The sequence below is a fragment of the Cytobacillus sp. EB106-05-05-XG126 genome, assembly GCF_058791715.1.
Genome location: NZ_JBYTDU010000001.1, coordinates 625,676 through 652,389 on the forward strand (window position 1 = coordinate 625,676; position 26,714 = coordinate 652,389).

At 42.3% G+C, this 26,714-nt stretch carries 26 protein-coding genes, 1 pseudogene and 2 riboswitches; of the genes and pseudogenes, 24 read left to right on the forward strand and 3 right to left on the reverse strand.

Translation table 11 applies throughout. The annotated features are described in order from the left end of the window. Positions 1–50 precede the first annotated feature (50 nt). The 4 genes and pseudogenes from AC3WTL_RS03110 (at position 51) to AC3WTL_RS03125 (ending at position 2,294) form a co-directional block, all read left to right on the forward strand. A complete protein-coding gene (locus tag AC3WTL_RS03110) occupies positions 51–344 on the forward strand; it encodes a VOC family protein (protein WP_252218376.1) in 294 nt (97 codons plus the stop codon). 381 nt (positions 345–725) lie between these two features. Beyond that, positions 726–1,442 (forward strand): MOSC domain-containing protein, encoded by a 717-nt coding sequence (locus AC3WTL_RS03115; RefSeq protein ID WP_492368992.1) that lies wholly within the window; start codon positions 726–728, stop codon positions 1,440–1,442. Positions 1,443–1,579: 137 nt separating this feature from the next. Further along, a pseudogene (locus AC3WTL_RS03120) lies at positions 1,580–1,892 on the forward strand (MFS transporter); the annotation flags it as partial. 270 nt (positions 1,893–2,162) lie between these two features. After that, positions 2,163–2,294 carry a hypothetical protein gene (locus tag AC3WTL_RS03125; protein ID WP_492368993.1) on the forward strand — a complete coding sequence of 44 codons (132 nt, stop codon included), beginning with the start codon at positions 2,163–2,165 and terminating at the stop codon, positions 2,292–2,294. 97 nt (positions 2,295–2,391) lie between these two features. On the opposite strand, the gene AC3WTL_RS03130 is transcribed toward AC3WTL_RS03125, so the two are convergent. Next, positions 2,392–3,159 carry an alpha/beta fold hydrolase gene (locus tag AC3WTL_RS03130; RefSeq protein WP_492368994.1) on the reverse strand — a complete coding sequence of 256 codons (768 nt, stop codon included), beginning with the start codon at positions 3,157–3,159 and terminating at the stop codon, positions 2,392–2,394. Positions 3,160–3,715: 556 nt separating this feature from the next. After that, a complete protein-coding gene (locus tag AC3WTL_RS03135; RefSeq protein WP_197205412.1) occupies positions 3,716–4,453 on the reverse strand; it encodes an IclR family transcriptional regulator in 738 nt (245 codons plus the stop codon). Between the two features lie 177 nt (positions 4,454–4,630). On the opposite strand from AC3WTL_RS03135, the gene AC3WTL_RS03140 reads away from it, so the two are divergent. The 5 genes from AC3WTL_RS03140 to AC3WTL_RS03160 all read left to right on the forward strand — a co-directional run bounded on the left by AC3WTL_RS03140 (position 4,631) and on the right by AC3WTL_RS03160 (position 11,215). Beyond that, positions 4,631–5,485: a dimethylarginine dimethylaminohydrolase family protein gene (locus AC3WTL_RS03140; RefSeq protein ID WP_492369373.1), complete on the forward strand. Its 855-nt coding sequence runs from the start codon at positions 4,631–4,633 to the stop codon at positions 5,483–5,485. A 41-nt stretch (positions 5,486–5,526) separates the two neighbouring features. Beyond that, a complete protein-coding gene (locus AC3WTL_RS03145; RefSeq protein WP_492368995.1) occupies positions 5,527–6,330 on the forward strand; it encodes a dimethylarginine dimethylaminohydrolase family protein in 804 nt (267 codons plus the stop codon). Positions 6,331–6,380: 50 nt separating this feature from the next. Next, positions 6,381–8,015, forward strand: a complete 1,635-nt coding sequence (locus AC3WTL_RS03150) for a M20 family metallopeptidase (RefSeq protein ID WP_492368996.1) — start codon at positions 6,381–6,383, stop codon at positions 8,013–8,015. An 87-nt stretch (positions 8,016–8,102) separates the two neighbouring features. Further along, the gene (locus tag AC3WTL_RS03155; RefSeq protein ID WP_492368997.1) at positions 8,103–9,509 is read left to right on the forward strand and encodes an amino acid permease; all 1,407 of its coding nucleotides are present in this window, start codon (positions 8,103–8,105) and stop codon (positions 9,507–9,509) included. 488 nt (positions 9,510–9,997) lie between these two features. Beyond that, a complete protein-coding gene (locus tag AC3WTL_RS03160) occupies positions 9,998–11,215 on the forward strand; it encodes an MFS transporter (RefSeq protein ID WP_492368998.1) in 1,218 nt (405 codons plus the stop codon). 334 nt (positions 11,216–11,549) lie between these two features. On the opposite strand, the gene guaC is transcribed toward AC3WTL_RS03160, so the two are convergent. Beyond that, positions 11,550–12,533 (reverse strand): GMP reductase, encoded by a 984-nt coding sequence (gene guaC / locus AC3WTL_RS03165; protein WP_252218362.1) that lies wholly within the window; start codon positions 12,531–12,533, stop codon positions 11,550–11,552. A gap of 80 nt (positions 12,534–12,613) precedes the next feature. Next, positions 12,614–12,713: riboswitch (purine riboswitch) on the reverse strand. Between the two features lie 223 nt (positions 12,714–12,936). Between guaC and AC3WTL_RS03170 the strand changes: the two genes are divergently transcribed. From AC3WTL_RS03170 to AC3WTL_RS03240, 15 genes are all read left to right on the forward strand, one after another. Continuing rightward, positions 12,937–13,086, forward strand: a complete 150-nt coding sequence (locus tag AC3WTL_RS03170; RefSeq protein ID WP_492368999.1) for a hypothetical protein — start codon at positions 12,937–12,939, stop codon at positions 13,084–13,086. Between the two features lie 57 nt (positions 13,087–13,143). Next, positions 13,144–13,536, forward strand: coding sequence for a DMT family transporter (locus tag AC3WTL_RS03175; RefSeq protein WP_252218361.1), 393 nt, complete (start codon positions 13,144–13,146; stop codon positions 13,534–13,536). Further along, positions 13,490–14,824, forward strand: a complete 1,335-nt coding sequence (gene dsdA / locus AC3WTL_RS03180) for a D-serine ammonia-lyase (protein ID WP_252218359.1) — start codon at positions 13,490–13,492, stop codon at positions 14,822–14,824. Before AC3WTL_RS03175 ends, dsdA begins: the two co-directional genes overlap by 47 nt. 233 nt (positions 14,825–15,057) lie before the next feature. Continuing rightward, positions 15,058–15,235, forward strand: a riboswitch (cobalamin riboswitch). Positions 15,236–15,468: 233 nt separating this feature from the next. Continuing rightward, on the forward strand, positions 15,469–17,091 hold the full coding sequence (cobJ, locus tag AC3WTL_RS03185; protein WP_283934667.1) for a precorrin-3B C(17)-methyltransferase: 1,623 nt from the start codon (positions 15,469–15,471) through the stop codon (positions 17,089–17,091). A 9-nt stretch (positions 17,092–17,100) separates the two neighbouring features. Beyond that, on the forward strand, positions 17,101–17,871 hold the full coding sequence (gene cobK, locus AC3WTL_RS03190) for a precorrin-6A reductase (RefSeq protein ID WP_252218355.1): 771 nt from the start codon (positions 17,101–17,103) through the stop codon (positions 17,869–17,871). Beyond that, positions 17,868–18,533, forward strand: coding sequence for a precorrin-8X methylmutase (locus AC3WTL_RS03195; protein WP_252222417.1), 666 nt, complete (start codon positions 17,868–17,870; stop codon positions 18,531–18,533). The genes cobK and AC3WTL_RS03195 overlap by 4 nt, the downstream gene beginning before the upstream one ends. Further along, entirely contained in the window at positions 18,508–19,644 is a 1,137-nt protein-coding gene (locus AC3WTL_RS03200) for a cobalt-precorrin-5B (C(1))-methyltransferase (protein ID WP_252218352.1), read from the forward strand. The genes AC3WTL_RS03195 and AC3WTL_RS03200 overlap by 26 nt, the downstream gene beginning before the upstream one ends. After that, positions 19,619–20,812, forward strand: a complete 1,194-nt coding sequence (gene cbiE, locus AC3WTL_RS03205; protein ID WP_252222414.1) for a precorrin-6y C5,15-methyltransferase (decarboxylating) subunit CbiE — start codon at positions 19,619–19,621, stop codon at positions 20,810–20,812. The genes AC3WTL_RS03200 and cbiE overlap by 26 nt, the downstream gene beginning before the upstream one ends. Next, positions 20,813–21,517, forward strand: coding sequence for a precorrin-2 C(20)-methyltransferase (cobI, locus tag AC3WTL_RS03210; protein ID WP_252218350.1), 705 nt, complete (start codon positions 20,813–20,815; stop codon positions 21,515–21,517). After that, the gene (gene cobM / locus AC3WTL_RS03215; protein WP_252218348.1) at positions 21,514–22,296 is read left to right on the forward strand and encodes a precorrin-4 C(11)-methyltransferase; all 783 of its coding nucleotides are present in this window, start codon (positions 21,514–21,516) and stop codon (positions 22,294–22,296) included. Before cobI ends, cobM begins: the two co-directional genes overlap by 4 nt. After that, positions 22,289–23,425, forward strand: coding sequence for a cobalt-precorrin 5A hydrolase (locus tag AC3WTL_RS03220; RefSeq protein WP_252218346.1), 1,137 nt, complete (start codon positions 22,289–22,291; stop codon positions 23,423–23,425). Before cobM ends, AC3WTL_RS03220 begins: the two co-directional genes overlap by 8 nt. Then, positions 23,422–24,807 (forward strand): cobyrinic acid a,c-diamide synthase CobB, encoded by a 1,386-nt coding sequence (locus AC3WTL_RS03225; RefSeq protein ID WP_252218344.1) that lies wholly within the window; start codon positions 23,422–23,424, stop codon positions 24,805–24,807. Before AC3WTL_RS03220 ends, AC3WTL_RS03225 begins: the two co-directional genes overlap by 4 nt. Further along, positions 24,776–25,405: a precorrin-2 dehydrogenase/sirohydrochlorin ferrochelatase family protein gene (locus AC3WTL_RS03230; RefSeq protein WP_252218342.1), complete on the forward strand. Its 630-nt coding sequence runs from the start codon at positions 24,776–24,778 to the stop codon at positions 25,403–25,405. The genes AC3WTL_RS03225 and AC3WTL_RS03230 overlap by 32 nt, the downstream gene beginning before the upstream one ends. Next, positions 25,402–26,163, forward strand: a complete 762-nt coding sequence (gene cobA / locus AC3WTL_RS03235) for a uroporphyrinogen-III C-methyltransferase (RefSeq protein ID WP_252218340.1) — start codon at positions 25,402–25,404, stop codon at positions 26,161–26,163. Before AC3WTL_RS03230 ends, cobA begins: the two co-directional genes overlap by 4 nt. After that, the gene (locus tag AC3WTL_RS03240; protein WP_252218338.1) at positions 26,157–26,711 is read left to right on the forward strand and encodes a nitroreductase family protein; all 555 of its coding nucleotides are present in this window, start codon (positions 26,157–26,159) and stop codon (positions 26,709–26,711) included. The genes cobA and AC3WTL_RS03240 overlap by 7 nt, the downstream gene beginning before the upstream one ends. Positions 26,712–26,714 lie beyond the last annotated feature (3 nt).

Consider the following 26,714-nt stretch of genomic DNA (forward strand, 5'->3'; position numbering starts at 1 on the left):
ACGGATGTTTTTGCTGCAGAAATACTACAGGTTTAACTTCAGGTGTGAGTGTGGCTGCCAGTACAGCAGGAAAACGATCTTCCATTAAAGGCGCGATTCTAAAGCAAGAATTGTGCTTTTTCTTTATGTTAAGGGCCAGATTGTGGAGGAATAGTGAAGGACTTGTTCATTTTTGCTTATGGGTAGAAAACCTTCAGCAAGAGGTTGAACGATTAAAAGAATTGAACACCCATTTTGTTTTGAAAAATGACGAGATCATTAATTATATAGAAAATGGTCACTTATGTAAGTTAAAAGCACTAGAAGGAACGATCGTGGAATTACGTGATAACAAAGGAATTTAAGGGGCTATTATTTGAAGTTTCAATGGATAGGAGAAGTTGTAAACTTAGATAAGCACTCAATTAATATGGCAGAACAATCCTTTATCGTGTTTTGAAAAGGAAAAAAAGAAAGAGAAGTGTTTTTTAATACTCGATGTAGTATTTGGTTAATGGGACTCGAAAAAAGTGAACCCACCAGAGTCTTTCGTACCTGAGTGTACATCTGAGACGTGAGTTATATAAGAAATCTCTTTTAGGTATTGCTGATGCAGCATTTTTCAATGAACAAGCGGGGCAGGTTAGTTGGTGAAGGACAAGGAATAGTTTAAGGAGATACAAAATAAAATGCAGGAGAGTTAATCGTACTAACGTGCAGTTTGGTCAAATATGGGGGGATAAACTTTGAATCAAAAGAAAGATCGTATAGGAAGAGTCAAAGAAATCAATAGGTTTCCTGTGAAATCAATTTTGGGGGAGTCTTTATCTTCTGCCCTAGTTGATAGCCGAGGCATACTTGGAGACCGTTTATGGGCAATAAAAAATGAGAATGGAAAATTTGGCAGTGGTAAGACTACACGACGCTTTCAACAGATGGAAAGTTTATTTAACTATAAAGCAAGATATGAGGGGAACACTCCTCTATTAACTATGCCCGATGGAACAGAATATCGAGGTGATCAGGATGGGGTAAACAAAGCATTAAGTGAGTTGTTAGGGTTTCCAGTAACATTGGCAAAGGAAGAGTTAATATCACATTTCGATGAAGGGCCAATAAGTATCATCACAACCTCAGCGTTAAAAAGGTTAAGTAAGGATTTAGGAGAAAGAGTAGACCCTCGTCGATTCCGAGCAAACATGTTAATCGAAACAGAAGCAACAGGTTGTCTTGAGGATGAATGGGTGGATCGACTAATTCAAATAGGAAAGAGTGTTACTCTGAAAATTGTTGCCCCACTTCAAAGGTGCATTATGGTCAACAATCCTCAAGAGGAACTAAAACAGGATGCTCGAATATTGAAAACCTTGGTAACTAATCATGCTGCAATGTTTGGTGTTTGGGCAAAGGTTGAACAATGTGGTGAGGTAAGTGTTGGGGATGAGGCAATATTTCTTGAATAAATGCTGAGTGTTTGGTCTGCATGAATAGTAAATTACTTCACGTAAAATGTGCAAGAGTTGAAGATCAGGGCTGTCGTTGTGGCAGCTTTTTTTTATTCAAGTGAATTAGCATTAAAAAAGCTTAATGTGCAACCTGAAGTCCTGGCAAAAAAGGTAAAGCGATGGCCACAGTTACTACAGGTTTTACTATATCCCTAGCATTTGGGGTGCCTATTGGGACTCTAACTGCTGCGTATATAGACTGGCATTATATTTATCTCATTATTGCAGGATTAACACTTATAAAATTTGCTCTTATTAAACAGATTAGTTCCCAAATTAGAAGCGGAAAAATCAATTCCACTGAAAAAACAATTATTAGTAATAAAGGACAAGAAGGTTATAACCGGACTTTTAACAAGAGTATTTTGGATATTGGGATACACCTTGGTCTTTGCATATATTTCGCCGGGTTATAGAAGATTTAGCAGAACTTTCCACCCTCCTTTAATAACAGTTTACCATATTCATCCAAAAGAAAATGTTGCTTTTGCATAAACGGGTAGAAATTAATCTGGTTTTGAAACTAGATATTTATATATGGGGTCTGTCTCACGTTTCATGCTCTACAAACGGGGCAGCCGTTTTCACTTCTTTTATTGAGGGAGTTGAAAAAGGATAATTGATAACAGGGTTGTATATTAGTTTAAAAAAGGAAATTATCTAGGTGGAAGGGATTTAATGAATAAGGAGAACGATGATATAGATAATAGTAAAATAAATACAGATGATGGTTGGAATAGAGCCTTTTATGGGAGTCCTTCAATTGGGGGTTTTGTTGTTATATATTCAGATGTGGGGAAGATGAAGTAATTATTGAACGTGCTCATGAAAAGATAGCCAAATAAAGAGAAGCCCGAGATGATTTATCAATAAATAGTTAATGGTGACAGGTACCTATAGATACCTGTCATTTTGTGTTGACAAATTGAAAAATTAGCCGGTTAAGTTCTTTTGCAGCCTTGGTCGGGATACGGTGGTCAACATTCTCGATAAAGAATAATTCGTTTTGTGGCAATTTCTCATGCAATTGCCTTGCATAGGAATAAAAGGGCTTATCCTTCTTACCATAAACCAATAAGGTAGGCAAATTAATTTCATTAAGCTGATTGACACAATTGTATTTTAGACTATAGCGGTAATATTGCTCAATGTTGCGGTAATCCCCTTTTTTTGCTTCTGAAAACATATTTTTAAACAGCTTGATATTATTTGAATTATTCCAGGAGATGGACCAGGCTAATAAGTTAATAGCCCCTTTGCTTGAAAGCTTGATTCCTAAAGAAATCTTCTTTCTCAAGTAATCGTCATTTACATCGGGCATTGCCCCAATTGATATTCCCCCCAATGCTCTTTCAGGAAACGTAAGCATGAATTCTAAAACAATAGAACCGCCAGTAGAATATCCGCATAAAAACGCTTTATTTATATTAAGGTGGTCCAATAGTCGAATGATATCCTCAATAATTAGTGGATAGGTTATTGGTTCTGGGGAGTATGGGCTTTTTCCGTGTCCGCGTATATCAAAAGTAATTATCTGGAAATTTTTTGAGAGTTCTTCTAATTGATATTGGAAGTTTACTGAAGTCAATACAGGCGGGTGGATAAAAACAATCGGAGTTCCGCTTCCTTTTACAGTATAATACAGGCTGGCACTGTTCATATTTATCATTGGCATATACTGTCACCTCAATTACTTATTAATTTTAATTTTTTAGCCAATTTGTCTGATCAGGAAAGAATTAAACTGTCATTACAAATGTTAATGAAGACACAATAAATATTTTTCCATACTTTTTTACAAAAAATGCATATGACCAGGGTAAGTAAAACGGGAAAAGGATATGAAGGAGCATTTCGTGTAGCGTCAAAAACTATTTATACAATGGAATGGCATATATATTAATAATTGCAGGGAGGTAAAAGTTAGGGTACGAGTTAGAAGGAATTCTAAAGAGCGAGGATTTAATAGCAGAACGGATACTAGTATATATGCAAGAGACTAGAAAGGTACAGTGTGAAGGATGCATTTTTTCATTTCTGACTATTTAAAGTCTGAATCTATGAAATGGTTTCTTAAGTGTTTTTGGGTTGAACAGGTAACTAATTTGCTGGTTAATACATTTCAAACGCAAGGCAATTTTTAACCTTGCGTTTTTTTTTAATGTTATTTAGACTTAAGGACAATTTTCTTCCTAATCCTTGTTGTTAATATGCACTCTTTTTTAATTACCTTAGTTTTTACTGCCTAATTTATTGCAGATTCGCATACCGTACTCGATTACTTTTTCAATTAAGCAGTTTTGTCTTTCTTCTGTGATATTGAAATTAACATATCCGATGCTTATGGCTCCTAAGAGTTCATTGGCGTGATCGAAAATAGGCGCAGCGACAGATGAGGTTCCAGGCGTTTGTTCGCCATGACTCTCCCCATAGCCCTGTCTTCTAACTTTGCTCAATAATTTTATAAACGAATCTCTTTCCTCAGATGGCACTAAGGAATTAATAACTTTAACAGACTCGGAGTTTGGCATATTAGCTAACAGCACTTTGTTTGCTGCCCCAATATTCAGCGGGATACGAATACCCAGCTGATCATTGATTCGAATCGGATTGTTGAGACAATCAATTCTTTCGACTACAAGTGATTCTAATCCAATTGGCTTGCTAAAATACACACTTTCCTCCACCTCATGCATTAATTTTTCCATCTCTGGGCGAATCAGTCCAACAAAATCAAAGGTGTCATACATTTTAAGTCCATATTCTAACCAGGTGTTACCCATGGAATATAATTTCAAATCGGGGTCCTGCTGAATAAGCCCGTGCTGCTTCATGGATTGCAGGAGGCGATGAAGTGTACTGACAGGCAAGTCGCATTCCTTTGATAAATCTGTAATGGAAATCCACATTCTTGTATCATTTTTAGACAAAACCTTGATTACCTGCATGGCACGATCGATTGTCTGCATCTTTTATCCTTCCATTCCTTTTAATTTACACAAGTGTATTGAAATAAATTAGTCAGTAAATTCAAAATATATTGACATGAAGAATCTATCACTATAATATCATATTATAAGTTTTCCTGTCAGAGGAAACCTATTCCGATATGTGGAAAAAGGAGGTTAAGCCAATTGGTGACTTCAATGTACAAAAAGCTAAACACAGTCATTGTAAAGCATCCAAAAGAAGCCTTTATCAGTCAGGAGCATTTAAGAAGTGAGTGGAAAAAGTTTAACTATATCAGTGAGCCGGATTATATGAAAGCCCAGCAGGAATACGAACAGTTTCTATCCATAATCAAGAAGCATGTCGGCCATATTAAATTTCTGCCGGTTTCAGAAAAGGCGGGGCTGGATTCGCTTTATGCCCATGATCCTGTTAAATTTACGAAAAAAGGCGCAATGATTTTAAAATCAGGGAAAAAATTACGTCAGCCTGAAGCAGAAATTTATAAAGAGTTTTTACAGGAAAAAAATATCCCGCTTCTGGGAGAATTAACTGGTGATGCTGTAGCTGACGGGGGAGATCTTGTTTGGCTGGATGACCGGACTTTATTAATTGGACGCGGTTATCGGACAAACGATGAGGCGATTCGCCAAATTAAAGAAATGACAAAAGAGATAGTTGAGGAATGTATAGTTGTCCCGCTCCCGCATGATCAGGGAGAAGAGGAATGTCTTCACCTTATGTCTTTTATAAGCATCGTAGATGAAAATCTTGCTGTGGTGTATTCACGGCTTATGCCCGTATTTCTAAGACAGATGCTTCTGAAACGCGGTTTCCAGCTGGTTGAAGTACCGGACGATGAATACCAGCGGCTCGGCTGTAATGTGCTGGCTGTTGCACCGCGCATCTGTGTCATGGTTTCCGGAAACCATCAAACCAAACAGAGACTACTGGATGCAGGGGCGACCGTCTATGAATACGAAGGTAATGAAATTTCATATTTAGGCACAGGAGGACCAACATGTCTCACATGTCCTGTGGAACGTGTTTAACTAAAATTAATAAATCATAAGAGTAGATGGAGGAATAACACATGTTAAGAGAATCAACAACAAAATCATCACAAGCTGCAAAAATGTTTCATAACACAATTGTAAAAAGACCCGGCACAACTTTTATCAATGGATTAACAACATCTGACCTTGGAACACCTATTTTAAATAAGGCATTAGAGCAGCATGATGCCTATATTGAAGCACTTAAAGCATGCGGTACAGAAGTAACTGTTCTTCAAAGCAATGATCAATTCCCGGATTCTACGTTTGTAGAAGATACAGCTGTTTTAACTGCTGAGTTCGCAGTCATTTCCAACCCTGGTGCGGAAAAAAGAAATGGCGAAATTCACGAAATAGAGCCGGCAATCAAATCCTTCTTTGATAAGATCTACTATATTAAAGCGCCTGGAACACTTGATGGCGGCGATATTTTACAAATCGAAGATCACTTTTACATTGGGATCTCTACCCGGACAAACCAGGGAGGCGCCGAACAGCTTAAGCAAATTTTAGAATCCGAAGGCTATAATGCAACCATCGTTCCATTACAAAAATTCTTCCACCTGAAAACCGGAATAGCATATATAGGCAATCAAACGATTGTCGTTGCTGGAGAATTTGTAGACCACCCGGATTTTATTTCCTATCAAAAAATTGTTGTTCCTCCGGAAGAGGAATATGCAGCAAACTGTATTCGCGTCAATGACTATATCATCATCCCGTCCGGATACCCGCATACAAAGCAAAAAATTAATGAAGCCGGCTTCCAGACGATTGAACTTGATACATCTGAGTTCCGTAAACTTGATGGCGGATTAAGCTGTTTGTCTCTTCGTTTTTAATACTAGTTGAAAAATGGTCGTTTTAATTTGCATAGAAGGAGCGTTTAGTTATGACACAGCTAAGGTGGGGAACCCCGGATGCATTGCGCAGGTTATTGTGTGAAGTAGTAAGCTGGAAAAGCATGACACTTACGGATGGAGAGCGTAAATTTTCTTGTAAGGTGACACAGAAGCTCAAGGAGTTGACCTATTTTCGAGAGAATCCTGATCACCTGGGGCTCCATGATGCCGATTCGGGCCGTCGGTTTGTAACCGCTTTATATAAACATCCTGATGCCACGGAAACGGTCGTGTTAATCAGCCATTTTGATACAGTAAATACCGAAGAATATGGCGATCTTCAGGAGTACGCGCATCTGCCGGAGGAATTGACGAATTTGCTTCACTCCAGGATTGAAGAGCTGCCGGAAGAAGCCAGGCAGGATCTTCTCTCGGGAGAGTTCTTATTTGGCAGGGGCACGATGGATATGAAAATGGGGCTTGTCATGCATATGGGATTATTAGAAAAAGCTGCTGTTGAACATTGGCCTATTAACCTTATTTTGCTGACGGTTCCGGATGAAGAAGTGAACTCTTCCGGTATGCGTGCTGCGGTTCAGAAGCTTTTAGAATTGAAGGAAAAACATCAGCTCATCTATAAGCTTTTCTTGAACGGGGAACCGGTATTTACGCAGGAACCGGGTGACAGGAACTATTATGTGTATTCAGGCTCTATTGGTAAAATCATGCCTGCCGCTCTTTTTTATGGAAAAGAAACGCATGTGGGGGAACCGCTTAGCGGCATTACAGCGCCTTATATTGCCTCGTTTTTAACACAAAGAATGGAGTGGAATTTAACACTGCAGGAAACGGAGATGGGAGAACAAACCCCGCTTCCGGTGACACTGCAGCAAAAGGATCTGCGTCTGGAGTATTCCGCGCAAACACCTTATCGTTCAGCGGCTTTGTACAATGTATTTTTAATGAAACGGAATGCCGGGGAAATCATGGATATTTTCGAAAAGGTAGCGCTAAATGCGGCTCACGCCTGCAACGAAGCCTATAAAGAAATCTGCAGTGAACGGAATGTATCTCCCATCGGAGAAGTGAGGGTGCTGCGTTATGAAGAACTGGAAAAGCATGCCGTTCGAAAATTTGGTGCAGATTTTGTTGCGGGCATTAAAGACTTGGTACAGAAAAAAGCGGAATGGGATGACCGGGAGAAAACTATCCGAATTGCTGATGCTTTAATCATTCAGTGCCAGGAGCTGACACCGGCAATCGTTCTGCTTTATGCACCGCCTTATTATCCGGCAGTCAATTCCTCTGAGGATAAGCTGGTCGCGGAGTGCATTGAATATGTAAAACAAGAAGGCTTTGAAAAGTTTGGACTGCCTGTTAACCAAGTTCACTATTTTAATGGGATTAGCGATTTGAGCTATGTCAATTATCAGGATGCTGGTGACGGCTGGATCGTATTTAAAGAAAACACGCCAGTTTGGGGCAGCAGCTACAGCATTCCATTCGATGAAATGACACAGCTACAGGCACCGGTACTAAATGTAGGTCCATTCGGAAAAGACGCCCACAAACGAACCGAACGCCTCCACATCAAAAGCGCCTTCGTAGAAGTACCCGCCCTTGTAGAAGGGATGATCAAAATGCTGGCAAAAAAGCACCTAATGGTGTCAGGCGCAACTAGCTGACAAAATGGTGGTTTTCTCCATTCAGGGTGGACAATTCACGAAAGCTTAATGTGTCTGATGCCAATTTAATTAAGGGATGTGATCAAGATGGTAGAGCAAGAGGGTCAGAAGAATCAATTAAACCGGTCGATGAAGCGCCGTCATTTATTTATGCTATCTTTGGGTGGAGTAATAGGAACTGGACTGTTTTTAAACGCCGGCTACACGATCAATCAAGCGGGGGCAGGAGGGGCTTTAATCGGGTATTTATTCGGTGGGGTCATTTTGTATCTTGTCATGGTTTGCCTGGGGGAGCTTGCTGTGTACATGCCTGTTACGGGATCGTTCCAGACTTATGCCAGTAAATTCATTAGTCCTTCGGCTGGTTTCTCGTTAGGCTGGATGTATTTCATTGGTTCAGCCACAACAGCTGGAGTAGAATTTACGGCTGCCGGAATTTTGATGAAACGCTGGTTTCCGGATATCTCGGTATGGGTGTGGTGTGCCACATTCATCCTTCTTTTATTCGCACTCAATGCCTTAACAACAAGAGGCTTTGCTGAAGCGGAATATTGGTTTTCCGGCATTAAAGTGGTAGCTGTGATCTTCTTTATTATTATTGGCTTCAGTGCCATTCTGGGCATCATACCACTGGCGGACAGGCCGGCGCCATATATGGAACATTTAGCTCCTAAAGGCCTTTTCCCTGCTGGAATTGCCATCGTGTTTGTAACGATGATGAATGTTATCTTTTCCTATCAGGGATCAGAATTAATCGGAATTGCGGCCGGTGAAAGCGAGGAGCCTCAAAAGAATATTCCTCGTGCGATTCGAAATGTCCTTTTTAGAATCATCATTTTTTATATTGCTTCTATTATTATATTATCCGCCATTTTTCCTACACAGGAGCTCGGCATATTAGAAAGCCCATTTGTAACCCTGATGGACCTGGCTGGGATTCCATTTGCCCCTGATATCATGAATTTTGTTATCTTAACAGCTATTTTATCAGTAGGAAACTCTTGTATCTATGCTTCGACCCGCTTACTTTGGGCGATGGCCCATGATGGAATGGCACCAAGAGTTTTTGGAAAACTCTCGAAACGGAAGGTGCCGTTCACTGCTCTAGTATTCACCATGATTTTTTCCCTTTTATCATTACTCACAAGCGTATTTGCAGCTGAAACCGTGTTCGTGTTATTGATGTCCATCGCTGGTATTTCTGTCACCATCTCATGGATGGGAATCGCGCTCTCTCAATTCATGTTCCGGCGTAACTATATACAAGCAGGCGGAAAGGCAGAGGACCTAAAATACAAAGTTCCATTCTACCCAATCATCCCGCTGATATGTATTATATTCTGTGTCTCTATCCTGGTATTCCTGGCCTTTGACCCAACTCAGCTGGCAGGACTGCTTATCGGAATAGGATTCCTGCTTGTCAGCTATCTATTCTATTACTTCAAAAATCGGAAAACTGAAAAAGTTAGATCAAATAATGAAATAGGTGCATGAGAGCAATCGCAGACATTTGTATGTTTCGGTGTGATTATTTACCAGGATTAACCGGATGGCCATGATGGCTGTCCGGTTTTTTTATGCTTCATCTTAATCTAATATACTAAAAACCTTAATTTACTTTATCTTAAATGGATGAATAACGACGAAAAAGAAGATAGTGTGGAAAGAATGGTAGTTAATCTGGATGAATAACGACGAAAAAGAAGATAGTGTGGAAAGAATGGTAGTTAATCTGAATGAATAACGACGAAAAAGAGGATAGTGTGGAAAGAATGGTAGTTAATCTGGATGAATAACGACGAAAAAGAAGATAGTGTGGAAAGAATAGTAGTTAATCTGGATGAAAACCGACGAAAAAGAAGATGATGTGCAAAGAATGGTCGTTAATCTGATATTCTAAAAAATAAATCTATTTTACGGGAGAACGGACTGTTATATTCTGTATAATTATAATATTACTCGTTATTTAAGGGAGGGATATCATGATTCCAGGTTCATGGAGAGCGTTAATTTGGATTGGAATAGCTGAATTATGCGCATTAAGCCTGTGGTTTAGTGCTTCGGTTATAGCTCCTGAGCTAATTCAAGTATGGAATCTCAGCTCCAAGTCAGAAGCATGGCTGTCTGCTTCTGTCCCAATTGGTTTTGTAATAGGTGCATTAGTTAGTTCATATTTTGGAATAGCAGATTGTTTTAATCCCCGAAAGGTTCTTGCCGTTTCAGCGTTTTTGGGAGCGCTATTGAATTTCTTAATTATACTGGCAGATCAGGCTTTTTTCGGTATCCTTCTTAGAATATTAACCGGTGTATCACTTGCAGGTGTATACCCGACAGCTGTGAAAATTTTATCACAATGGTTTCCAAAAAAACGCGGGCTTGCTGTTGGCATCTTAATAGCCGCCTTAACGCTGGGGTCTTCTTTGCCGCATTTTATTGTTATATTCTCTTCTTCTTTAAATTGGCATTTAGTGATTATTTGCAGTTCACTATTGGCTCTCCTGGGAGCTATCATTGTCAATTGGGTTTTAGAAGATGCTCCAGTAACAATTAAAAAAATACCTTTCTCATTTAAATTAATTAAAAAGGTAGTATCGAATAAACCAGTAATGCTTGCGAACTACGGTTATTTTGGGCATATGTGGGAATTGTATGCGATGTGGAGTTGGATTCCAGTCTTTTTAGCCGCTAGTTTTACAAGCTATTCTCCAGGGATTCCTCCCTGGTTTATTGCATTATCCTCTTTTTTGATCATCGGGATTGCAGGGGGAATTGGCTGTGTAGCAGGCGGACTGGTCTCAGATAAAATTGGAAGAGCAAATCTGACGATTATTTCAATGGTTATCAGTGCCATTTGCTGTATCTTGATTGGTTTTACTTTTGGTCAATCTATTTGGTTAACATTATTTCTTTCTATCATTTGGGGAATGTCTGTCATCTCAGATTCTGCCCAGTTTTCTGCAGCCGTTTCAGAAGTTGCAGAAGTTGAGTATGTAGGAACAGCCCTGACTTTTCAAATGTGTATTGGTTTCTTGATCACTATATTTTCTATAAATCTAATCCCTATTATTCAGAGGTTAGTTGGCTGGGAATGGGTCTTTGCCTGTTTAGCGATTGGACCGATTCTAGGCATTGTATCTATGGTCCAGTATAAACGGCATGAATTTACTAATGTCAAAGGGACAATAGGTCATTTTAAATAAATGAAACAACGTTTATTTGTACTAACTTTGTGAAAGTAAAGGGTGCAAGAGCTTCAGTATGTGCTGCAAATAAGAAGGCAGGGTTCTTTGTACCAGAGCCACCAAAGAACTTTCCGCAGTTTATGTGGAGTATACGAATAACACACAGGTTTTTATGAGTACCTCTTTAGTCAACTAAAGATGCACACTTTGACAAATATTAAATAATAACATAAACATAAAATACTAAAAACCCTTGCTGCGCAAGGGTTTTTGTGTATGGAGCAAAGGGGCTCGAACCCCTGATCTCTACGCAGCCAGAGGAAAATCCTAATGAACAATTGAGTAAAAGGCTTTAATATACTTTATCGCCATTAAAAATAGAGTTTTTGACAATAACATAATCTACGTGACGAATGGAGTCTAAAGTGGTTCCACCAGCATATGAAATAGAAGATTGGAGATCTTGTTCCATTTCAGTTAACGTATCTTGTAAGGAACCTTTATGCTCAACGTACATTTTCTTACCTTCTACGTTCTTCTTTTCACCTTTTTGATATTCAGAAGCAGAGCCAAAATATTCTTTAACAAACTTTCCATCTTTTTTGATGGTTTCTCCTGGTGATTCTTCATGTCCGGCAAAAAGGGAGCCAATCATGACCATCGATGCACCGAAACGGATTGATTTGGCTATATCACCGTGTGTTCGTATTCCACCATCAGCAATAATCGGTTTACTTGCTGCCTTTGCACACCAACGAAGTGCTGCCAACTGCCAGCCTCCAGTCCCGAATCCTGTTTTAATTTTTGTGATACACACTTTACCAGGACCAATCCCAACTTTTGTCGCATCTGCACCGGCATTCTCAAGTTCTCGTACAGCTTCAGGAGTACCAACATTACCAGCTATGACAAAGCTCTCGGGTAGGTATTTTTTAATATGCTGAATCATATTAATGACAGCATTTGAATGACCATGTGCAATGTCGATCGTTATGAATTCAGGCGTCAGCTCTGCCTTTGCAAGCTCTTCAATGAATTGATATTCTTCTTCTTTCACTCCAACACTAATTGAAGCGTAGAATCCTTTTGCTTGTATATCCTCTACAAATGACCGCCGTTTTTCTGGCTCAAAGCGATGCATAATATAAAAATAATTATTTTCAGCAAGATAAAGGGCTATCTTTTCATCAATGATTGTTTGCATATTGGCTGGCACAACAGGAAGTTTAAATTGACGACCTCCTAGTTTCACAGTGGTATCACACTCAGATCGGCTGTTAACCACACATTTAGCAGGAATTAACTGAATATCTTCATAATCAAATACATTTTCCATGATATCCACTCCTAAAAATAATTTTAATAGTAATGTTCGTTAAAATCTTAAGGTAAAAAAAATCCTAACTATAAATGGGTAGAGTAATCTCACCCATGCGTAGTTAGGATTTTTAGGCTCCTAGTAGAAACTCTTAGACCATAATACTAAGAATATACGAATGATTTTAAATAATTTATTTAAACACAATTTTGATTATAAACGAACTTTTATTATATGTAAACGTTTATTATTCGGATTTTCATTGAAAATTAAAAGGAATTTGAACATTATCATCAAAAAAATGTTTTTTTAATAGGAGGGAGGAAATTAAATCAATATATATAATCATTTTTTGTTTTTCCAGAGCATCGGATTTCTTCTTCCAATAACGGGGAGGATTGTGGAATAAAGGGGTATTTATTTGATTAATGGTCATCGTAGAACAAGAATAGAACCTTTTTTAGTAGGAACAGTGGGAACAGTCGCAGCCGGGATTCTTTTTTGGGGTGTGACTATTTATCTATGGAAAGTATTTATTAAAACATTAATGATCACAGGATTATTGGCCTAAAAGTAAGTCAAGCGGAACCCTAAAGTATGAAAGGTTAAGGGCTAGTAGTTGATTTAATTGGATTGGTTTTTTCTTCTTAATGCCGGCTTTGCCGAGATTGGAAGTGTGATTAGTCTGAAGCGTGCAGATGGATTTAAAAATTGGCCCTCTACGATCAGTTGTCTTGTTTGCGGAAGTTTAAGCTTATATTTTCTTTCTTTGTCAGTAACTTCCCTTCCAGTGGGAACTGCTTATGCAATATGGACTGGCATAGGCGCTGTCGGAAGTGTTTTAGCCGGCATAATCTTCTTTAATGAACCTAGAAATTTAAGATCTACGGTATGGATTATGTGTATTATTGCAGGGGCTGTCGGTGTTAAAATAACTTCAGGACATTATGATTCCATTTGGAGGAGAATAAGTGATGAAAACGATTCAAGATTGGATAAAAGAATATCCTTTAATAGGTGAGCTGGTAGATGTAAAGGAAGTATTTTGGACGAACCCGAAAAAGGAACCGTATCAAACAGGAGCAAAGAAACTTCCGCTTAATGAAAATGATGTAAAAGATGCAGAGGAAAGGTTAATGCGTTTTGCTCCTTACATCGCAAAGGTTTTTCCAGAAACAAGGGAGAATAACGGAATCATTGAATCTCCTATTGTCTCCATCCCCGCGATGCGTGAAAAATTATCACAGATGTATGAACATCCATTAGAAGGGGAATTTCTGCTGAAATGTGACAGCCATCTTCCGATTTCAGGTTCCATTAAAGCGCGCGGCGGCATATATGAAGTGCTGAAACATGCAGAAACATTGGCGATTCAACAAGGTTTATTATCAGTAGAGGATGATTATTCGATCCTTGATCGTGAGAAATTCAGAAACTTCTTTTCCGAATACTCCATTGCCGTCGGATCTACGGGCAATTTAGGGTTAAGTATAGGCATAATGAGTGCTAAATTAGGTTTTAAAGTCACGGTCCATATGTCTGCAGATGCAAAGGAATGGAAGAGAGATCTCCTTAAAAGCAAAGGAGTAACGGTGATCGAATATAGGGAAGATTACAGCAAAGCGGTCGAAGAGGGGCGCAAACAGGCTGATCGTGATCCGAATTGCTATTTCATTGATGACGAGAACTCCCGTGATTTGTTTTTAGGATATGCAGTGGCAGCCATTCGCTTACAAAAACAGTTAGAAGAATTAAATATAACTGTAGATGAAAACCATCCGCTTTTTGTTTATCTGCCATGTGGTGTAGGAGGCGGACCGGGGGGAGTCGCTTTTGGTTTAAAATTAATCTATCAAGATCATGTACATTGCTTCTTTGCAGAACCTACTCATTCTCCATGTATGCTGCTGGGACTCGTAACAGGAATGCATGAAAAAGTTTCGGTCCAAGATTTTGGAATTGACAACATCACATCAGCTGACGGCCTTGCAGTTGGGAGACCATCAGGATTCGTTGGTCAAACGATTGAGCCTCTATTAAGCGGAAGTTATACCGTAAGTGATCATGAGCTATTTAAACTATTAAGCACATTGGCCGATACAGAAAACATTCGTCTTGAGCCTTCCGCATTGGCAGGCGTCATAGGTCCAGTAAAGTTATCGACTAAGAAGCAAGGGATAGAATATGTTCAAAATCATAACTTAAAAGATAAAATGAAAAATGCTGTCCATCTCATGTGGGCTACTGGCGGAAGTATGGTTCCAAAAGAAATAATGGAAGAATATTATATTAAAGGTGCAAAACTATAATTCTAATCTTCGGTCTCCATAAATTTTAGATGAGAGAAAATCAGCGGAATTGCTCATGAAGCGTCCTTAAGAACTCGCCAATCGGCGAATTTCATTTTGTGGAGAGTACACTTGCTGATGTCTTTTACCAAATCTTATTTCAAAAAGTCAAGGGCATTAACACAGCATAAAAAAAATTATGAAAAAAATAATATGTCAAAATTGGTCATTATATGTTATATTAGTAAAAAATTAATATATCAATTTAAATAAGTGCTCACTTTGGTGAGGTAAAAGGGAAACCAGTGAAAGTCTGGTACAGCCCCCGCTACTGTAAGAGCTGATGAAATTACAATGCCACTGAGAAATCGGGAAGGTGTAAGAGTAAGAAGAAGCTTAAGTCAGGAAACCTGCTTATTTAAACGACACTTGCTTTTCGGAGGGAGAAGTATAGGCGGGACAATTATGATCAATTGTTTTTGGGTTTCAGTATGCTTATTTTTATACTGTCATTTCATATGCCTGTATTCCTTTGAAAAGGAGTGCAGGCATTTTTTATTTGGCAAGAAGCATTGAACTTTGAGAATGGTCTTGCGCAGAGTGCCTGCTTGAGCATTACGGCAACAGGCAGGGCGCATGTGCATTTCTTAATTGGAGGTTAGTCTATGAAGAAGGGAAAAATCTTTGTTGTCGGCTTTGGTCCGGGCGATCGTGAGCATATAACCAAGCGGGCTGTGGATGCGCTGCAGCAGAGTGATTGCATTATTGGCTACAAAACTTACGTAGATCTGATCGAGACACACGTAACAGCAAGTTCGATTGTCAGCACAGGAATGACTGAGGAGGTATCCCGTGCGCAGGATGCAGTGAAAAGAGCGGAAGCCGGCCATATTGTTTCCGTAATATCGAGCGGTGACTCTGGGGTATATGGAATGGCCGGCTTAGTGTATGAAGTGCTGATCGAAATGGGCTGGAAGGAAGAAGAAGGAATCGAAGTGGAAATTGTTCCTGGCATCTCCGCGATTAATTCATGTGCAAGCTTACTGGGTGCACCTGTCATGCATGACTCCTGCACCATCAGTCTGAGTGATCATTTAACACCCTGGACGGTAATCGAGAAGCGGATTGAAGCAGCCGGAATGGCGGATTTTGTCATCGCTTTATATAACCCGAAAAGCGGCAGGAGGACACGGCAGATTGTCGAGGCACAAAGGATTCTATTAAAATATCGTTCTCCTGATACACCAGTGGGGCTTGTGAAAAGTGCTTACCGTGAAAATCAGAATGTCATTCTGACGACACTGGCGGAAATGCTTGATCATGATATTGGCATGCTTACAACAGTCGTGATCGGGAATTCTTCCACTTTCTTTTATGACAATAAAATCATTACGCCTAGAGGCTATCAGCGCAAGTACACGCTGGGGGAAGAAAAGCAAATCTTAAAGCCGCATCAGCGTTTAAAAAAGGAAGCGGAGCCATGGGCGTTAAATCAGGAAACCGGGGAAGCCCAGGCCGGCTATGAGCAGATCCAAAGAAAAAAACAAGAATCCAGCTCTTTGGATATGGCTTTTAAGGCATTATCGATGGTAACGAAATCCGAGATTGACCAAACACATCTGGTGCAGCAGCCAATTGAAGATATTTTTGAATTTGCGGTTTCGCCTGGTGTTGCGAATAAATTTATTACAGCTGACCAAATGCGCGTACTGGCAGAAGCTGTTGGCGAGAAAGGCACCATGGAATATACACCGGATCACCGATTTTTAATCAAGGTTCCAACTGTTCAGCCTCATTCGATTGTGGAAAAACTCGAACAGCACGATCTGACAGTCATGCCGGTGGGGGATGTTCTAAATGTAAAAGCCTGCGATTTTTGCTACGGGGAGAAGGCAGAATCCATTCCATATGCAGAGGAAATTGCAGCTGAACTGGGCGGCTTAAAGCTTCCAAAAGAACTGCATATTGGCTTTAATGGCTGCGGAATGGCCTGTTATCGGGCAGTATTTGATGATATAGGCATTGTTTACCGCAAGAAGAAGTTTGATTTATTTATCGGGGCAAAGCCGGTTGGCCGTACAGCCCATGCTGCCCAGCCGGTGGCAGAGGGAATTGAGCCTGATCAGCTGGTGCCGTTATTAAAGGAGATTATCGAAGAATACAAAGAAAATGCGCATCCGAATGAACGGCTTTTTAAATATTTTAAGCGCGTGAAAAAAATTCAGTATTTTACCTATCAGGATATGAGCTCCAAGATCGAAGTAGAGCCGGCACCATGCGGGGATTAGGAGGATCTCATGATTTTATTTTTAGCAGGCACAAGTGATGCGAGAGCATTAGCCATTCAATTGAAAAATCAAGGTTATCCTTTATTGGCAACCGTTGTCACAGAATCGGCAGCAGACAGCTTGAAAGCTGAAGGCATTTCTTTTAAAGTGGGGCGGCTGTCAGAAAATGACATGATTGAACTGATTCAGATGCAAGAGATGACCACTGTGATTGATGCCAGTCACCCCTATGCGGAGGAAGCGTCAAAAACGGCCATGGCAGCAGCTAAAGCATGCAGCATTCCATACATACGTTACGAAAGGCCAAATGAACAGTTTACCTCACCGCTTATCACTGAAGCTGAAAGCTATGAGGAAGCAGCAAAATTGGCTCAATCGCATAAAGGGACAATCATGCTGACAACCGGCAGCAAAACACTGGAAATCTTCACAAACTATTTAATGCGTGATGAGATCCGGCTTGTATGCAGGATGCTTCCAAACATAGGAAACATGGAAAAATGCCATAAGCTTGGCGTTAAACAAAAGGACATTATTGCGATCCAGGGACCATTTTCCGAATCATTAAACAAAGCTCTTTGTGAGCAATACGATGTGACATTGATGATTACGAAAGAAAGCGGCAAAGTGGGATCGGTGGATGAAAAAATGACCGCTGCTCTGGAGATGGGGATTCCTGTTATTTTGATTAAGCGGCCCCCGCTCGTATATGAAAACTTTTGCACTTCTTTCGAAGAAGTGACTCAAAAATTGGGAGGATTATACACATGGCAAACATGAACTTTAATACCACATTTGTACCGTTAACGGTAGATCCGGATAAAATTTATGATCACAGCTTCGCGATTATTAAAGAGGAGATGGGCGAGCATCCATTTACAGATGAGCAGTGGCTGGTGGTTCGGCGTGTTATCCATGCCTCGGCCGATTTCGAGCTGGGCAGAAGCATGATTTTTACAAAGGATGCCATTGAAGCAGGGATTCAATCCATTTTAGCGGGCCGTCATGTCGTGGCAGATGTGCAGATGATAGAAAGCGGGTCAGGACGCAAGCGATTCCAAAAGCATGGCGGGGACCTGCATTGTTATATTGCGGATGAAGATGTTTCAAAGGAAGCGAAGGCTCAGGGGACAACACGTGCGATCATTTCCATGCAAAAAGCAACGAGTCTGCATGAAGGAGGAATCTATGCCATTGGCAATGCGCCAACAGCGCTCCTGGAATTGATTCGTTTAGTGAAAGAAGGGCTCGCAAAACCAGACTTGATTATTGGCATGCCAGTCGGCTTTGTATCAGCGGCAGAGTCCAAAGCAGAGCTGGCCGTGCTTGAAGGAATCCCATTTATTACGAATGCAGGGAGAAAGGGTGGCAGTACAGTGACGGTCGCTGCGCTGAATGCCATTTCGATAATGGCGGATGAACGGGCAAAAGCAGCGAAATAAAAAAGATCCATCTCAAATGCGGCACGGCTATACGACTGGTGCCTGTGCCGCAGCCATGACAAAGGCAGCACTGCAGGCGCTTGTGACCGGAGAGGTGCCAAATGAAGTAACGATTTATCTGCCGGTTGGCCAGTATGCCACTTTTAAAGTGACGGCTTTTGATCGGTCAGATGGACGGGTCATGTGCGAAACGATCAAGGATGCAGGGGACGACCCGGACGCCACACATCAGGCACGAATTCAAAGTACGGTCACATATGCCAAAAAAGAAGGCATCCATTTAGATGGCGGGATCGGTGTGGGACGGGTCACGAAAGCCGGTTTGCCAGTAGCGGTAGGGCAGGCAGCGATCAACCCTGTGCCGCGTAAAATGATCCATGGTGTCGTCCAGGAAGCAATGGACAAATATAAAGTAAATCGGGGCATTGATGTGGTCATTTCGGTTCCGGACGGTTTAGAAATAGCTGAAAAAACATTGAATGGCCGATTAGGAATTATCGGAGGAATCTCGATATTAGGTACAAGGGGAACGGTAGTGCCATTTTCCAGTTCCGCCTATATGGCAAGTATCGCTCAGGCGATTAATGTCGCAAAAGAAGCAGGATGTGAGCATTTAGTCATTACAACGGGCGGACGCAGTGAAAAATTTGCCATGAAGCAGTACCCTCATTTGCCGGAAGAAGCCTTTATCGAAATGGGCGACTTCGTCGGTTTTACATTGAAAAATATTGCAAGGAAGAAGATTCCCAGAGTCTCACTAGTAGGGATGATGGGGAAGTTCTCAAAGGTTGCACAGGGAGTCATGATGGTGCACTCGAAAAGTGCACCAGTCAGCTTCGAGTTTTTAGCAGGTATGGCCAATAAAGTGGGTGTCAATGAGGAATTTCAGCAGGACATTTTACAGGCAAATACGGCTTCACAGGTTGGTGAAATCCTTCAGGCAAAGGAAGAATTCTTTGAAGCCCTTTGCCGAAACTGCTGCTATTATGCACTGAATCATATGAACGCAAGCGTCAAAGTTTCGACAACTCTGTATGCCATGAACGGAAGCTGTCTAGGAAAGGCTGAGAATATTGACAAATTGGATGAAGATGATTGGTATCGGGGATAATGGCGCGGAAGGATTGCTTCCCACATATATAGACTGGATTCATGAATGTGATGTCCTGGTCGGCGGGGAACGCCATTTGCAATTTTTCCGGGAATTTAATGGAGAGAAAAAAGTAATTAAAGGCGGCTTGTCGGCCTTAACGGCTGACCTGCAGCAGGAAACACGCAATACGGTTATTTTGGTGTCGGGTGATCCGCTGTTTTACGGGCTTGGCAGTGTATTAGCAAAAAAGCTTCCATTGGAGATTTATCCTTATACAAGCTCTGTTCAGCTCGCTTTTTCAAAAATGCAGGAGAGCTGGCAGGATGCGTATATTGTCAGCCTGCACGGACGATCTATTAAAGGCTTCGCCCAAAGAATTGACGGGCGGAAAAAGATTGCTATTTTAACAGATGAGAAGAATTCACCTCAGGCCATTGCAGCGTATTTAAAGAAGTTCGGCATGACGGAGTATGATGCTTTTGTTGCTGAAAATCTGCAGGGGGAAGATGAACGCTGCCGCTTTTTCACCTTGGACGAAATGGAGCAAACATTCTTTTCCCCATTGAATGTGGTGATTTTAAAGCAGCGTATGGCTGTGGAGCGTGCCTCACTGGGAATTCCGGATGACAGGTTCGTACAGAGAAAGCCGGATAAAGGCCTGATTACGAAAAAGGAGATCAGGACTCTTTGTCTGCAGGAATTAGAGCTGAAGGAAAACAGCATCGTCTGGGATATCGGTACCTGCACCGGCTCCGTTGCAATTGAAGCAGCGAAAATAGCCCGGGAAGGTGCCGTATATGCAATTGAAAAGAATGAGGGCGACCTGGAAAACTGCATTGAAAATCAATTAAAGCATCGGACAGATTTCACTGCGGTCCTTGGAAAGGCACCTGAGGGGCTGGATGAATTTCCTGATCCGCATGCGATTTTTATTGGCGGAAATGGCGGCAATATGGAGCATTTATTGCGGACATGCCTTTCACGGCTGCAGTCAAATGGCCGGCTCGTTATGAATATTGCCACGATCGAAAATCTCGCAGAAGCGATGCAGCATTTGAAAAATTTGGGCTGCGAAGTATCCGTAATGCAGGCGCAGATTTCAAAAAGTAAGCCAATCCTGCATTTAACGCGCTTTGAGCCGTTAAATCCCATTTTTATTGTGACTGCAAAGAAAGGAAAGAACTAAATGAGAATCGGAACTTTATATGGATTAGGAGTCGGGCCGGGAGATCCGGAATTAATCACGGTAAAAGCATTCCGCAAATTGCAGGAAAGCCCGGTTGTTGCATATCCAAAAAAATTAAGAGGCAGTAAATCCTACGCCCATCGCATCGTTGACATGTATATAAACCCAGAAGAAAAAGAAATGCTTGGCTTGGTTTTTCCAATGACAAAAGATGAAGATACACTAAGGGCTGAGTGGACAAAATCCGCAGAAGCAATATATGGCTTTCTGTCTCAGGGAAAAGATGTCGCATTCGTGACGGAAGGGGATCCGATGCTGTTCAGCACATTTATCCATTTAATGAAGCTGATGCAGACGATGCATCCCGATGTTCCAATTGAAACGGTAGCTGGCATCTCGTCCTTTAATGGTTCTGTTAATCGCTTAGGAATTGCCTTGGCTGATGGCGATGACCATGTCGCAATGATTCCGGCAACCGGGAATATGGAGGAAATGCGGCGGGTGATTGAATCTCATGATGCGATTGTGTTCATTAAAGTAGCAAAGGTATTGGACGATATGCTGAATCTGCTGGAGGAAATGGATTTATTGGACAAAACACATGTTGTAACAAAGGTTACATCTGACGATGAAGTCATATGGAATGTCCATGAGCTCCGGGGAGCTGAATTAAATTACTTGTCATGTATGGTGGTGCGCAAATGAAAAAAATTTGGATTATCGGAGCAGGACCAGGAGATCCCGAATTAATTACGGTAAAAGGCTTAAAACTATTAAATAGAGCTGATGTTGTTATGTATACCGACTCCCTTGTCAGCGAGACCTTGGTGGCGGAAGCCAAGGAGTCGGCAGAGATTATCCGCACAGCCGGGATGCATCTCGAAGAAATGGTGGATTGCATTGCTGAACGAGTCCATGCAGGCAAAACGGTTGTACGTTTACATACAGGCGACCCGGCCATGTACGGGGCAACGATGGAGCAAGTGGCACTATTGAAGCAGCACGATATCAGCTGTGAAGTTGTGCCGGGCGTCAGTTCTGTTTTTGCCTCCGCAGCAGCAGTCGGGGCAGAGCTGACCATTCCGGATTTAACGCAAACGCTTATATTAACAAGGGCTGAAGGGCGGACACCAGTGCCGGAGCGTGAAAAATTACAGGCATTGGCCAGCCATCACTGTACCATCGCGATGTTTCTAAGTGCGACCTTAACAAAGAAAATCACAAAAGAACTGCAGGCAGCCGGTTGGGCAGACAATACACCCGTTGCGGTTGTGCAGCGGGCTTCCTGGCCGGATCAAAAAATTGTCCGCACCACACTGTCTGAGCTGGACGAAGCAATGCGTGTCAACGGCATCCGCAAGCATGCGATGATTCTGGCAGGATGGGCATTGGATCCGCATATCCATGAAAAAGAATACCGCTCGAAGCTATATGATAAAACGTTCACACATGGCTTCCGCAAAGGTGTGACTGCGAATGATTAGTTTGCGCGAAGGTGAAATACCGGTAATTGAGAAGCGCAAACCCTATGCCCTTGTTGCCATTACAAAGCATGGGGTGGCGCATGCGAGAAGCTATGCGGAAAAATTCCCTTATGCTGACCTGTATTATATGAAAAAATTCGAACAGGGCGATGAAGAAGGTCGGCAGATTCAATTATTTGATGGAACGGTCCGCCTATTGTTGCCCGCATTGTTCCAGCAGTATAAAGGGATTATCTGCATTATTTCTCTCGGTGCTGTCGTCCGCATGATTGCTCCGCTTTTGATCGATAAAAAGACGGACCCTGCCGTTCTGGTGGTTGATGATAAAGGCCAGTATGTCGTCAGCGTATTATCCGGCCATATTGGCGGTGCCAATGCATTAACACATGAATTTGCCCATGCGATTGGGGCGGTGCCCGTTGTGACCACCGCATCAGATGTTCAAAAAACAATTCCCGTCGATTTATTTGGAGCCCAATTTGGGTGGATGTGGGATAGCGAAGAAAAATTAACCCCTGTCAGTGCATCGGTTGTCAATGAAGAGCATGTGGCGATCGTGCAGGAAACCGGGGAAAAAAATTGGTGGATGTACGACCGGGAAATGCCGGACAATCTAAAAATTTATCAATCTATAGAGGAAGCCATCAAGGCAAAGCCTCAAGCAACACTGCTTATTACAGATCGCATTCTAGTACCGTATGAAGAGTCGCTGCTTGAGAACGGGGTCCTGTACCGTCCAAAATCAATAGTTCTTGGGATTGGCTGCAATCGAGGCACGTCAATGGCAGAGATTGAAGGAGTAATTGATGAAACATTGGCGGAGCTAGGTTTGAGCAAAAAAAGCGTCAAAGCGATTGCATCTATTAATCTGAAAAAAGACGAGGCAGGATTGCTGGAATTAACAGCTAAATATAACTGGCCGTTTGTGACATACACACCTGAAGAGCTGAATGAGATTCCGATGCAGAATCCGTCGGACACCGTTTTTAAATATACAGGCGCGTATGGGGTCAGTGAGCCGGCGGCCATGAGGTATGCAAATGCGAAGGAATTGCTGCTGGAGAAAAAGAAAAGCGGCAATGTGACCATCAGCGTTGCACGCGTCAATTTTGAGGAGGGAAGAGGATGAATCGATTTGTTCTGGCCGGAACTGGAAGCGGTGTCGGAAAAACAACCTTCACCATCGGTATTATGCGTGCGCTCATGAAGCGCGGGTTAACCGTACAGGGCTTTAAATGCGGCCCTGATTATATTGACCCAACGTATCATACAGCTGTCACCAAACGCCCTTCCCGAAATATTGATAGTTTCATGATGTCCCATGATACCGTGCGTGCCATTGTAGCAAGAGCAAGCCATGATACAGACGTATCAGTGATTGAGGGAGTGATGGGCTTTTATGACGGCAAATCACCATTATCCAATGAAGGATCTGCCGCCCATATAAGCGGGATTACAAAAAGTCCCGTCATTTTAATTGTCAATGCGGCAAGTATGGCAAGAAGTGCGGCTGCGATTGTCAAAGGTTTTCAAATGCTTGATGAAAGCTCCTATATCGTTGGTGTCCTTGCCAATCAATTAGGAAGCAAAAGCCATTTTGATATTGTCAAATCAGCGATTGAACAAGAATGCGGAATTCCTGTCATTGGCTATCTCCCAAAAGGAGCTGTAGCCGAGATGCCAAGCCGTCATTTGGGGCTGGTGCCAGCCATAGAACGCGGTGATTTAGATTCTTATTTTGAAAGTCTGGCAGAAGCGATTGAAGAAACAGTCGATATTGATCAGCTTCTGGAACTAACGAAAGCCCAGGTCCTGGAGGTTTCCTCTTCGATTTTTGATGCTCAGCCGGAAAGACATGGAGTACATATTGCGGTTGCCAGAGATGCGGCCTTTAATTTTTATTATGAAGAAAACTTAGAATTGCTGAGAGCCCATGGTGCCACATTGCATTTCTTCTCTCCGCTCGATAACGAGGAAGTTCCTGAAATAGCGCAAGGGCTTTACATCGGCGGCGGCTTCCCGGAAGAGTTTGCTGAAGCATTGGCTAATAATGAGGCAGCCAAGCTATCTATAAAGGCCGCGATGGAGCGGGGGCTGCCTACATTGGCAGAATGCGGAGGTTTTATGTATTTAACAGAAGAAATCGTGGATCGAAAAGGACAGGCATTCCCGATGGCCGGTGTGATTCCGGGCCGGGTCAGGATGCAGGATAAATTGGCTGCCCTCGGATATCGGGAGATTACAGGTGTTCCGGGCAACTTCCTGATGAATGAAGGAGAGCAGGCAAAAGGGCATGAATTCCATTACTCGGCATATGAAGGGGAGCACTCATCACCGGCTTACTTTAGCAAAGGCCGCTTCCGCTCTCAGAAGGAAGGCTATTTAACTGATAATCTTGCAGCCGGCTATACACACTTTCATTTTGCATCGAATCCTCAGCTTGTGAAAAATTGGCTGGCAGCTTGTTTGGAGGCAGAATATGAATTATTTCCCGTTATTAATGAATCTTGATTATAAAAAGGTGGTTATTGTCGGTGGCGGACATGTGGCACGCCAGAAGGCTGAAGCGCTGCTGCCGACAAAAGCCCAAGTAACTGTGATCAGCCCGGAGGTTACTGAAAAATTGCAGCAGTACATCCATGAAGGGCTGGTGACATGGAAAGAAAAATCCTTCGAGCCGGCTGATTTAGATGACGCTGCCCTGATATTCGCTGTCACAAACGACGAAGAAGTAAACAATGCAGTGGAAGAAGCCGCACAGCATTGGCAATTGCTTAGCCGTGCAGATGCAAAGGGACGTGTTGATTTCATTAATCCCGCAGTTGTCCGCCGCGGTGAATTCGTTTTGACGGTATCTACATCGGGCGCAAGCCCCGGACTGACCCGCAAAGTGAAGTCAGAATTAGCAGAGCAATATGGAGAGCATTACGCCCAGTATGTATCTTTTTTGAAGGAAGCCCGTCAGCGAATCTTAGAGAAGTTTACCGGCAATGAAAAAAAGCAGCTGTTGGCAGAGCTTTTGAATCCTCAACTTTTGGAGTGGATGGAGCAAGGCAATGTGCAGAAGTGTGAAGCATGGCTTCACCTGCGGATAGGAGAAGAACAGTGAGCGGATTTGTATATATTGTAGGAGCGGGACCTGGTGACCCTAAACTGCTGACAATTCGCGGATTGGAGTGCATTCAGCAGGCTGATGTAATTTTATACGACCGTCTGGTGAATAGTGAGTTATTAACACATGCAAAAGCAGATGCAGAGCTGATTTATTGCGGGAAAGAGCCGGGCAGGCATGGATTGATTCAGGATGAAATCCATCAGGTCCTGGTACAACAGGCAAACCTGGGCAGGCAGGTGCTGCGCTTAAAGGGCGGTGACCCTTTTGTATTTGGACGTGGCGCAGAAGAAGCAGCCATTTTGCGGGAAGCAGGTATTCCCTTTGAAATTGTTCCTGGTATAACCGCCGGGATTGCTGCGCCTGCTTATGCAGGGATTCCTGTGACACATCGTGATCACGCGGCAAGCTTTGCCATTGTGACAGGCCATGGCCGCGCCGAAAAGGAGCAGGACTTTTTAAAGTGGTCTGCGCTTGCTCAAATTGACACGGTCGCTTTTTATATGAGCATTGGCAACATTGCTCACATTACGAAAAGCTTAATAGCCAATGGCAAAAGCGGAACAACCCCAGCCGCTGTTATTGAGTGGGGCACAACTGCCAATCAGCGGACGATTACGGGAACGCTCGAAAATATTGCAGAGGATATCAAGGTTCATGGCATCTCGAATCCATCGATGATTTTGGTTGGAGATGTGGTTGGAATACGGGATCAAATTGCCTGGTTTATAGAAAAGGAGCATGAATTATGTTAGAAGCCTTGAAAAAACGGCGTGCGATTCGAAACTTTGAATCGCGCGAAGTAGAACGGGATAAAATCGAAACATTATTGGCAGCAGCCACATATGCACCAAATGACCGCATGCGTGAGCCATGGCATTTCTATGTATTGCAGGGAGAAAGTTTAAAACGCTACGAGCAGGTTGCACTTGATTATCTGCAAAAACGCTTTCCGGCGAAGCCGCATTTAGTGAAAAGCTCCATGGTAGCCATCACGAAAACACCACTGATCATCGTCGTGACATCCGCCATAGTGGAAGGAGATGAAGGGGCAACTAAAGATAATGTTTTTGCCGTAAGCAGTGCGATCATGTCGATGTGGCTGATGGCCGAACAGCTGGGATTAGGCATGGTATGGCGTACAAGAGGCGTTGGCTTGGTGCATGATACCGCACTGCATGATTTTATCGGTGCATCCGGCCAGGAGCAATTAGTGGGAACGCTATGCATCGGCTACCCGGCAGAAGAAATTGCTTCCGAGAAAAAGCGTACCCCATTTGCTGAAAAGACAACTTGGCTGTAAGGA

Bases quoted from the DNA above. Each gene is read 5' to 3' on its own strand.
- guaC (WP_252218362.1), bottom strand. From the start codon at position 12,533: ATGGAAAATGTATTTGATTATGAAGATATTCAGTTAATTCCTGCTAAA.
- AC3WTL_RS03135 (WP_197205412.1), bottom strand. From the start codon at position 4,453: ATGCAGACAATCGATCGTGCCATGCAGGTAATCAAGGTTTTGTCTAAA.
- AC3WTL_RS03155 (WP_492368997.1), top strand. From the start codon at position 8,103: ATGGTAGAGCAAGAGGGTCAGAAGAATCAATTAAACCGGTCGATGAAG.
- AC3WTL_RS03150 (WP_492368996.1), top strand. From the start codon at position 6,381: ATGACACAGCTAAGGTGGGGAACCCCGGATGCATTGCGCAGGTTATTG.
- AC3WTL_RS03130 (WP_492368994.1), bottom strand. From the start codon at position 3,159: ATGCCAATGATAAATATGAACAGTGCCAGCCTGTATTATACTGTAAAA.
- AC3WTL_RS03125 (WP_492368993.1), top strand. From the start codon at position 2,163: ATGAATAAGGAGAACGATGATATAGATAATAGTAAAATAAATACAGAT.
- cobM (WP_252218348.1), top strand. From the start codon at position 21,514: ATGAAAAAAATTTGGATTATCGGAGCAGGACCAGGAGATCCCGAATTA.
- cobK (WP_252218355.1), top strand. From the start codon at position 17,101: ATGATTTTATTTTTAGCAGGCACAAGTGATGCGAGAGCATTAGCCATT.
- cobI (WP_252218350.1), top strand. From the start codon at position 20,813: ATGAGAATCGGAACTTTATATGGATTAGGAGTCGGGCCGGGAGATCCG.
- AC3WTL_RS03145 (WP_492368995.1), top strand. From the start codon at position 5,527: ATGTTAAGAGAATCAACAACAAAATCATCACAAGCTGCAAAAATGTTT.
- AC3WTL_RS03220 (WP_252218346.1), top strand. From the start codon at position 22,289: ATGATTAGTTTGCGCGAAGGTGAAATACCGGTAATTGAGAAGCGCAAA.
- AC3WTL_RS03240 (WP_252218338.1), top strand. From the start codon at position 26,157: ATGTTAGAAGCCTTGAAAAAACGGCGTGCGATTCGAAACTTTGAATCG.
- cbiE (WP_252222414.1), top strand. From the start codon at position 19,619: ATGAAGATGATTGGTATCGGGGATAATGGCGCGGAAGGATTGCTTCCC.
- AC3WTL_RS03230 (WP_252218342.1), top strand. From the start codon at position 24,776: ATGAATTATTTCCCGTTATTAATGAATCTTGATTATAAAAAGGTGGTT.
- dsdA (WP_252218359.1), top strand. From the start codon at position 13,490: ATGAAAACGATTCAAGATTGGATAAAAGAATATCCTTTAATAGGTGAG.
- AC3WTL_RS03195 (WP_252222417.1), top strand. From the start codon at position 17,868: ATGAACTTTAATACCACATTTGTACCGTTAACGGTAGATCCGGATAAA.
- AC3WTL_RS03160 (WP_492368998.1), top strand. From the start codon at position 9,998: ATGATTCCAGGTTCATGGAGAGCGTTAATTTGGATTGGAATAGCTGAA.
- AC3WTL_RS03225 (WP_252218344.1), top strand. From the start codon at position 23,422: ATGAATCGATTTGTTCTGGCCGGAACTGGAAGCGGTGTCGGAAAAACA.
- AC3WTL_RS03200 (WP_252218352.1), top strand. From the start codon at position 18,508: ATGAACGGGCAAAAGCAGCGAAATAAAAAAGATCCATCTCAAATGCGG.
- AC3WTL_RS03140 (WP_492369373.1), top strand. From the start codon at position 4,631: ATGTACAAAAAGCTAAACACAGTCATTGTAAAGCATCCAAAAGAAGCC.
- cobJ (WP_283934667.1), top strand. From the start codon at position 15,469: ATGAAGAAGGGAAAAATCTTTGTTGTCGGCTTTGGTCCGGGCGATCGT.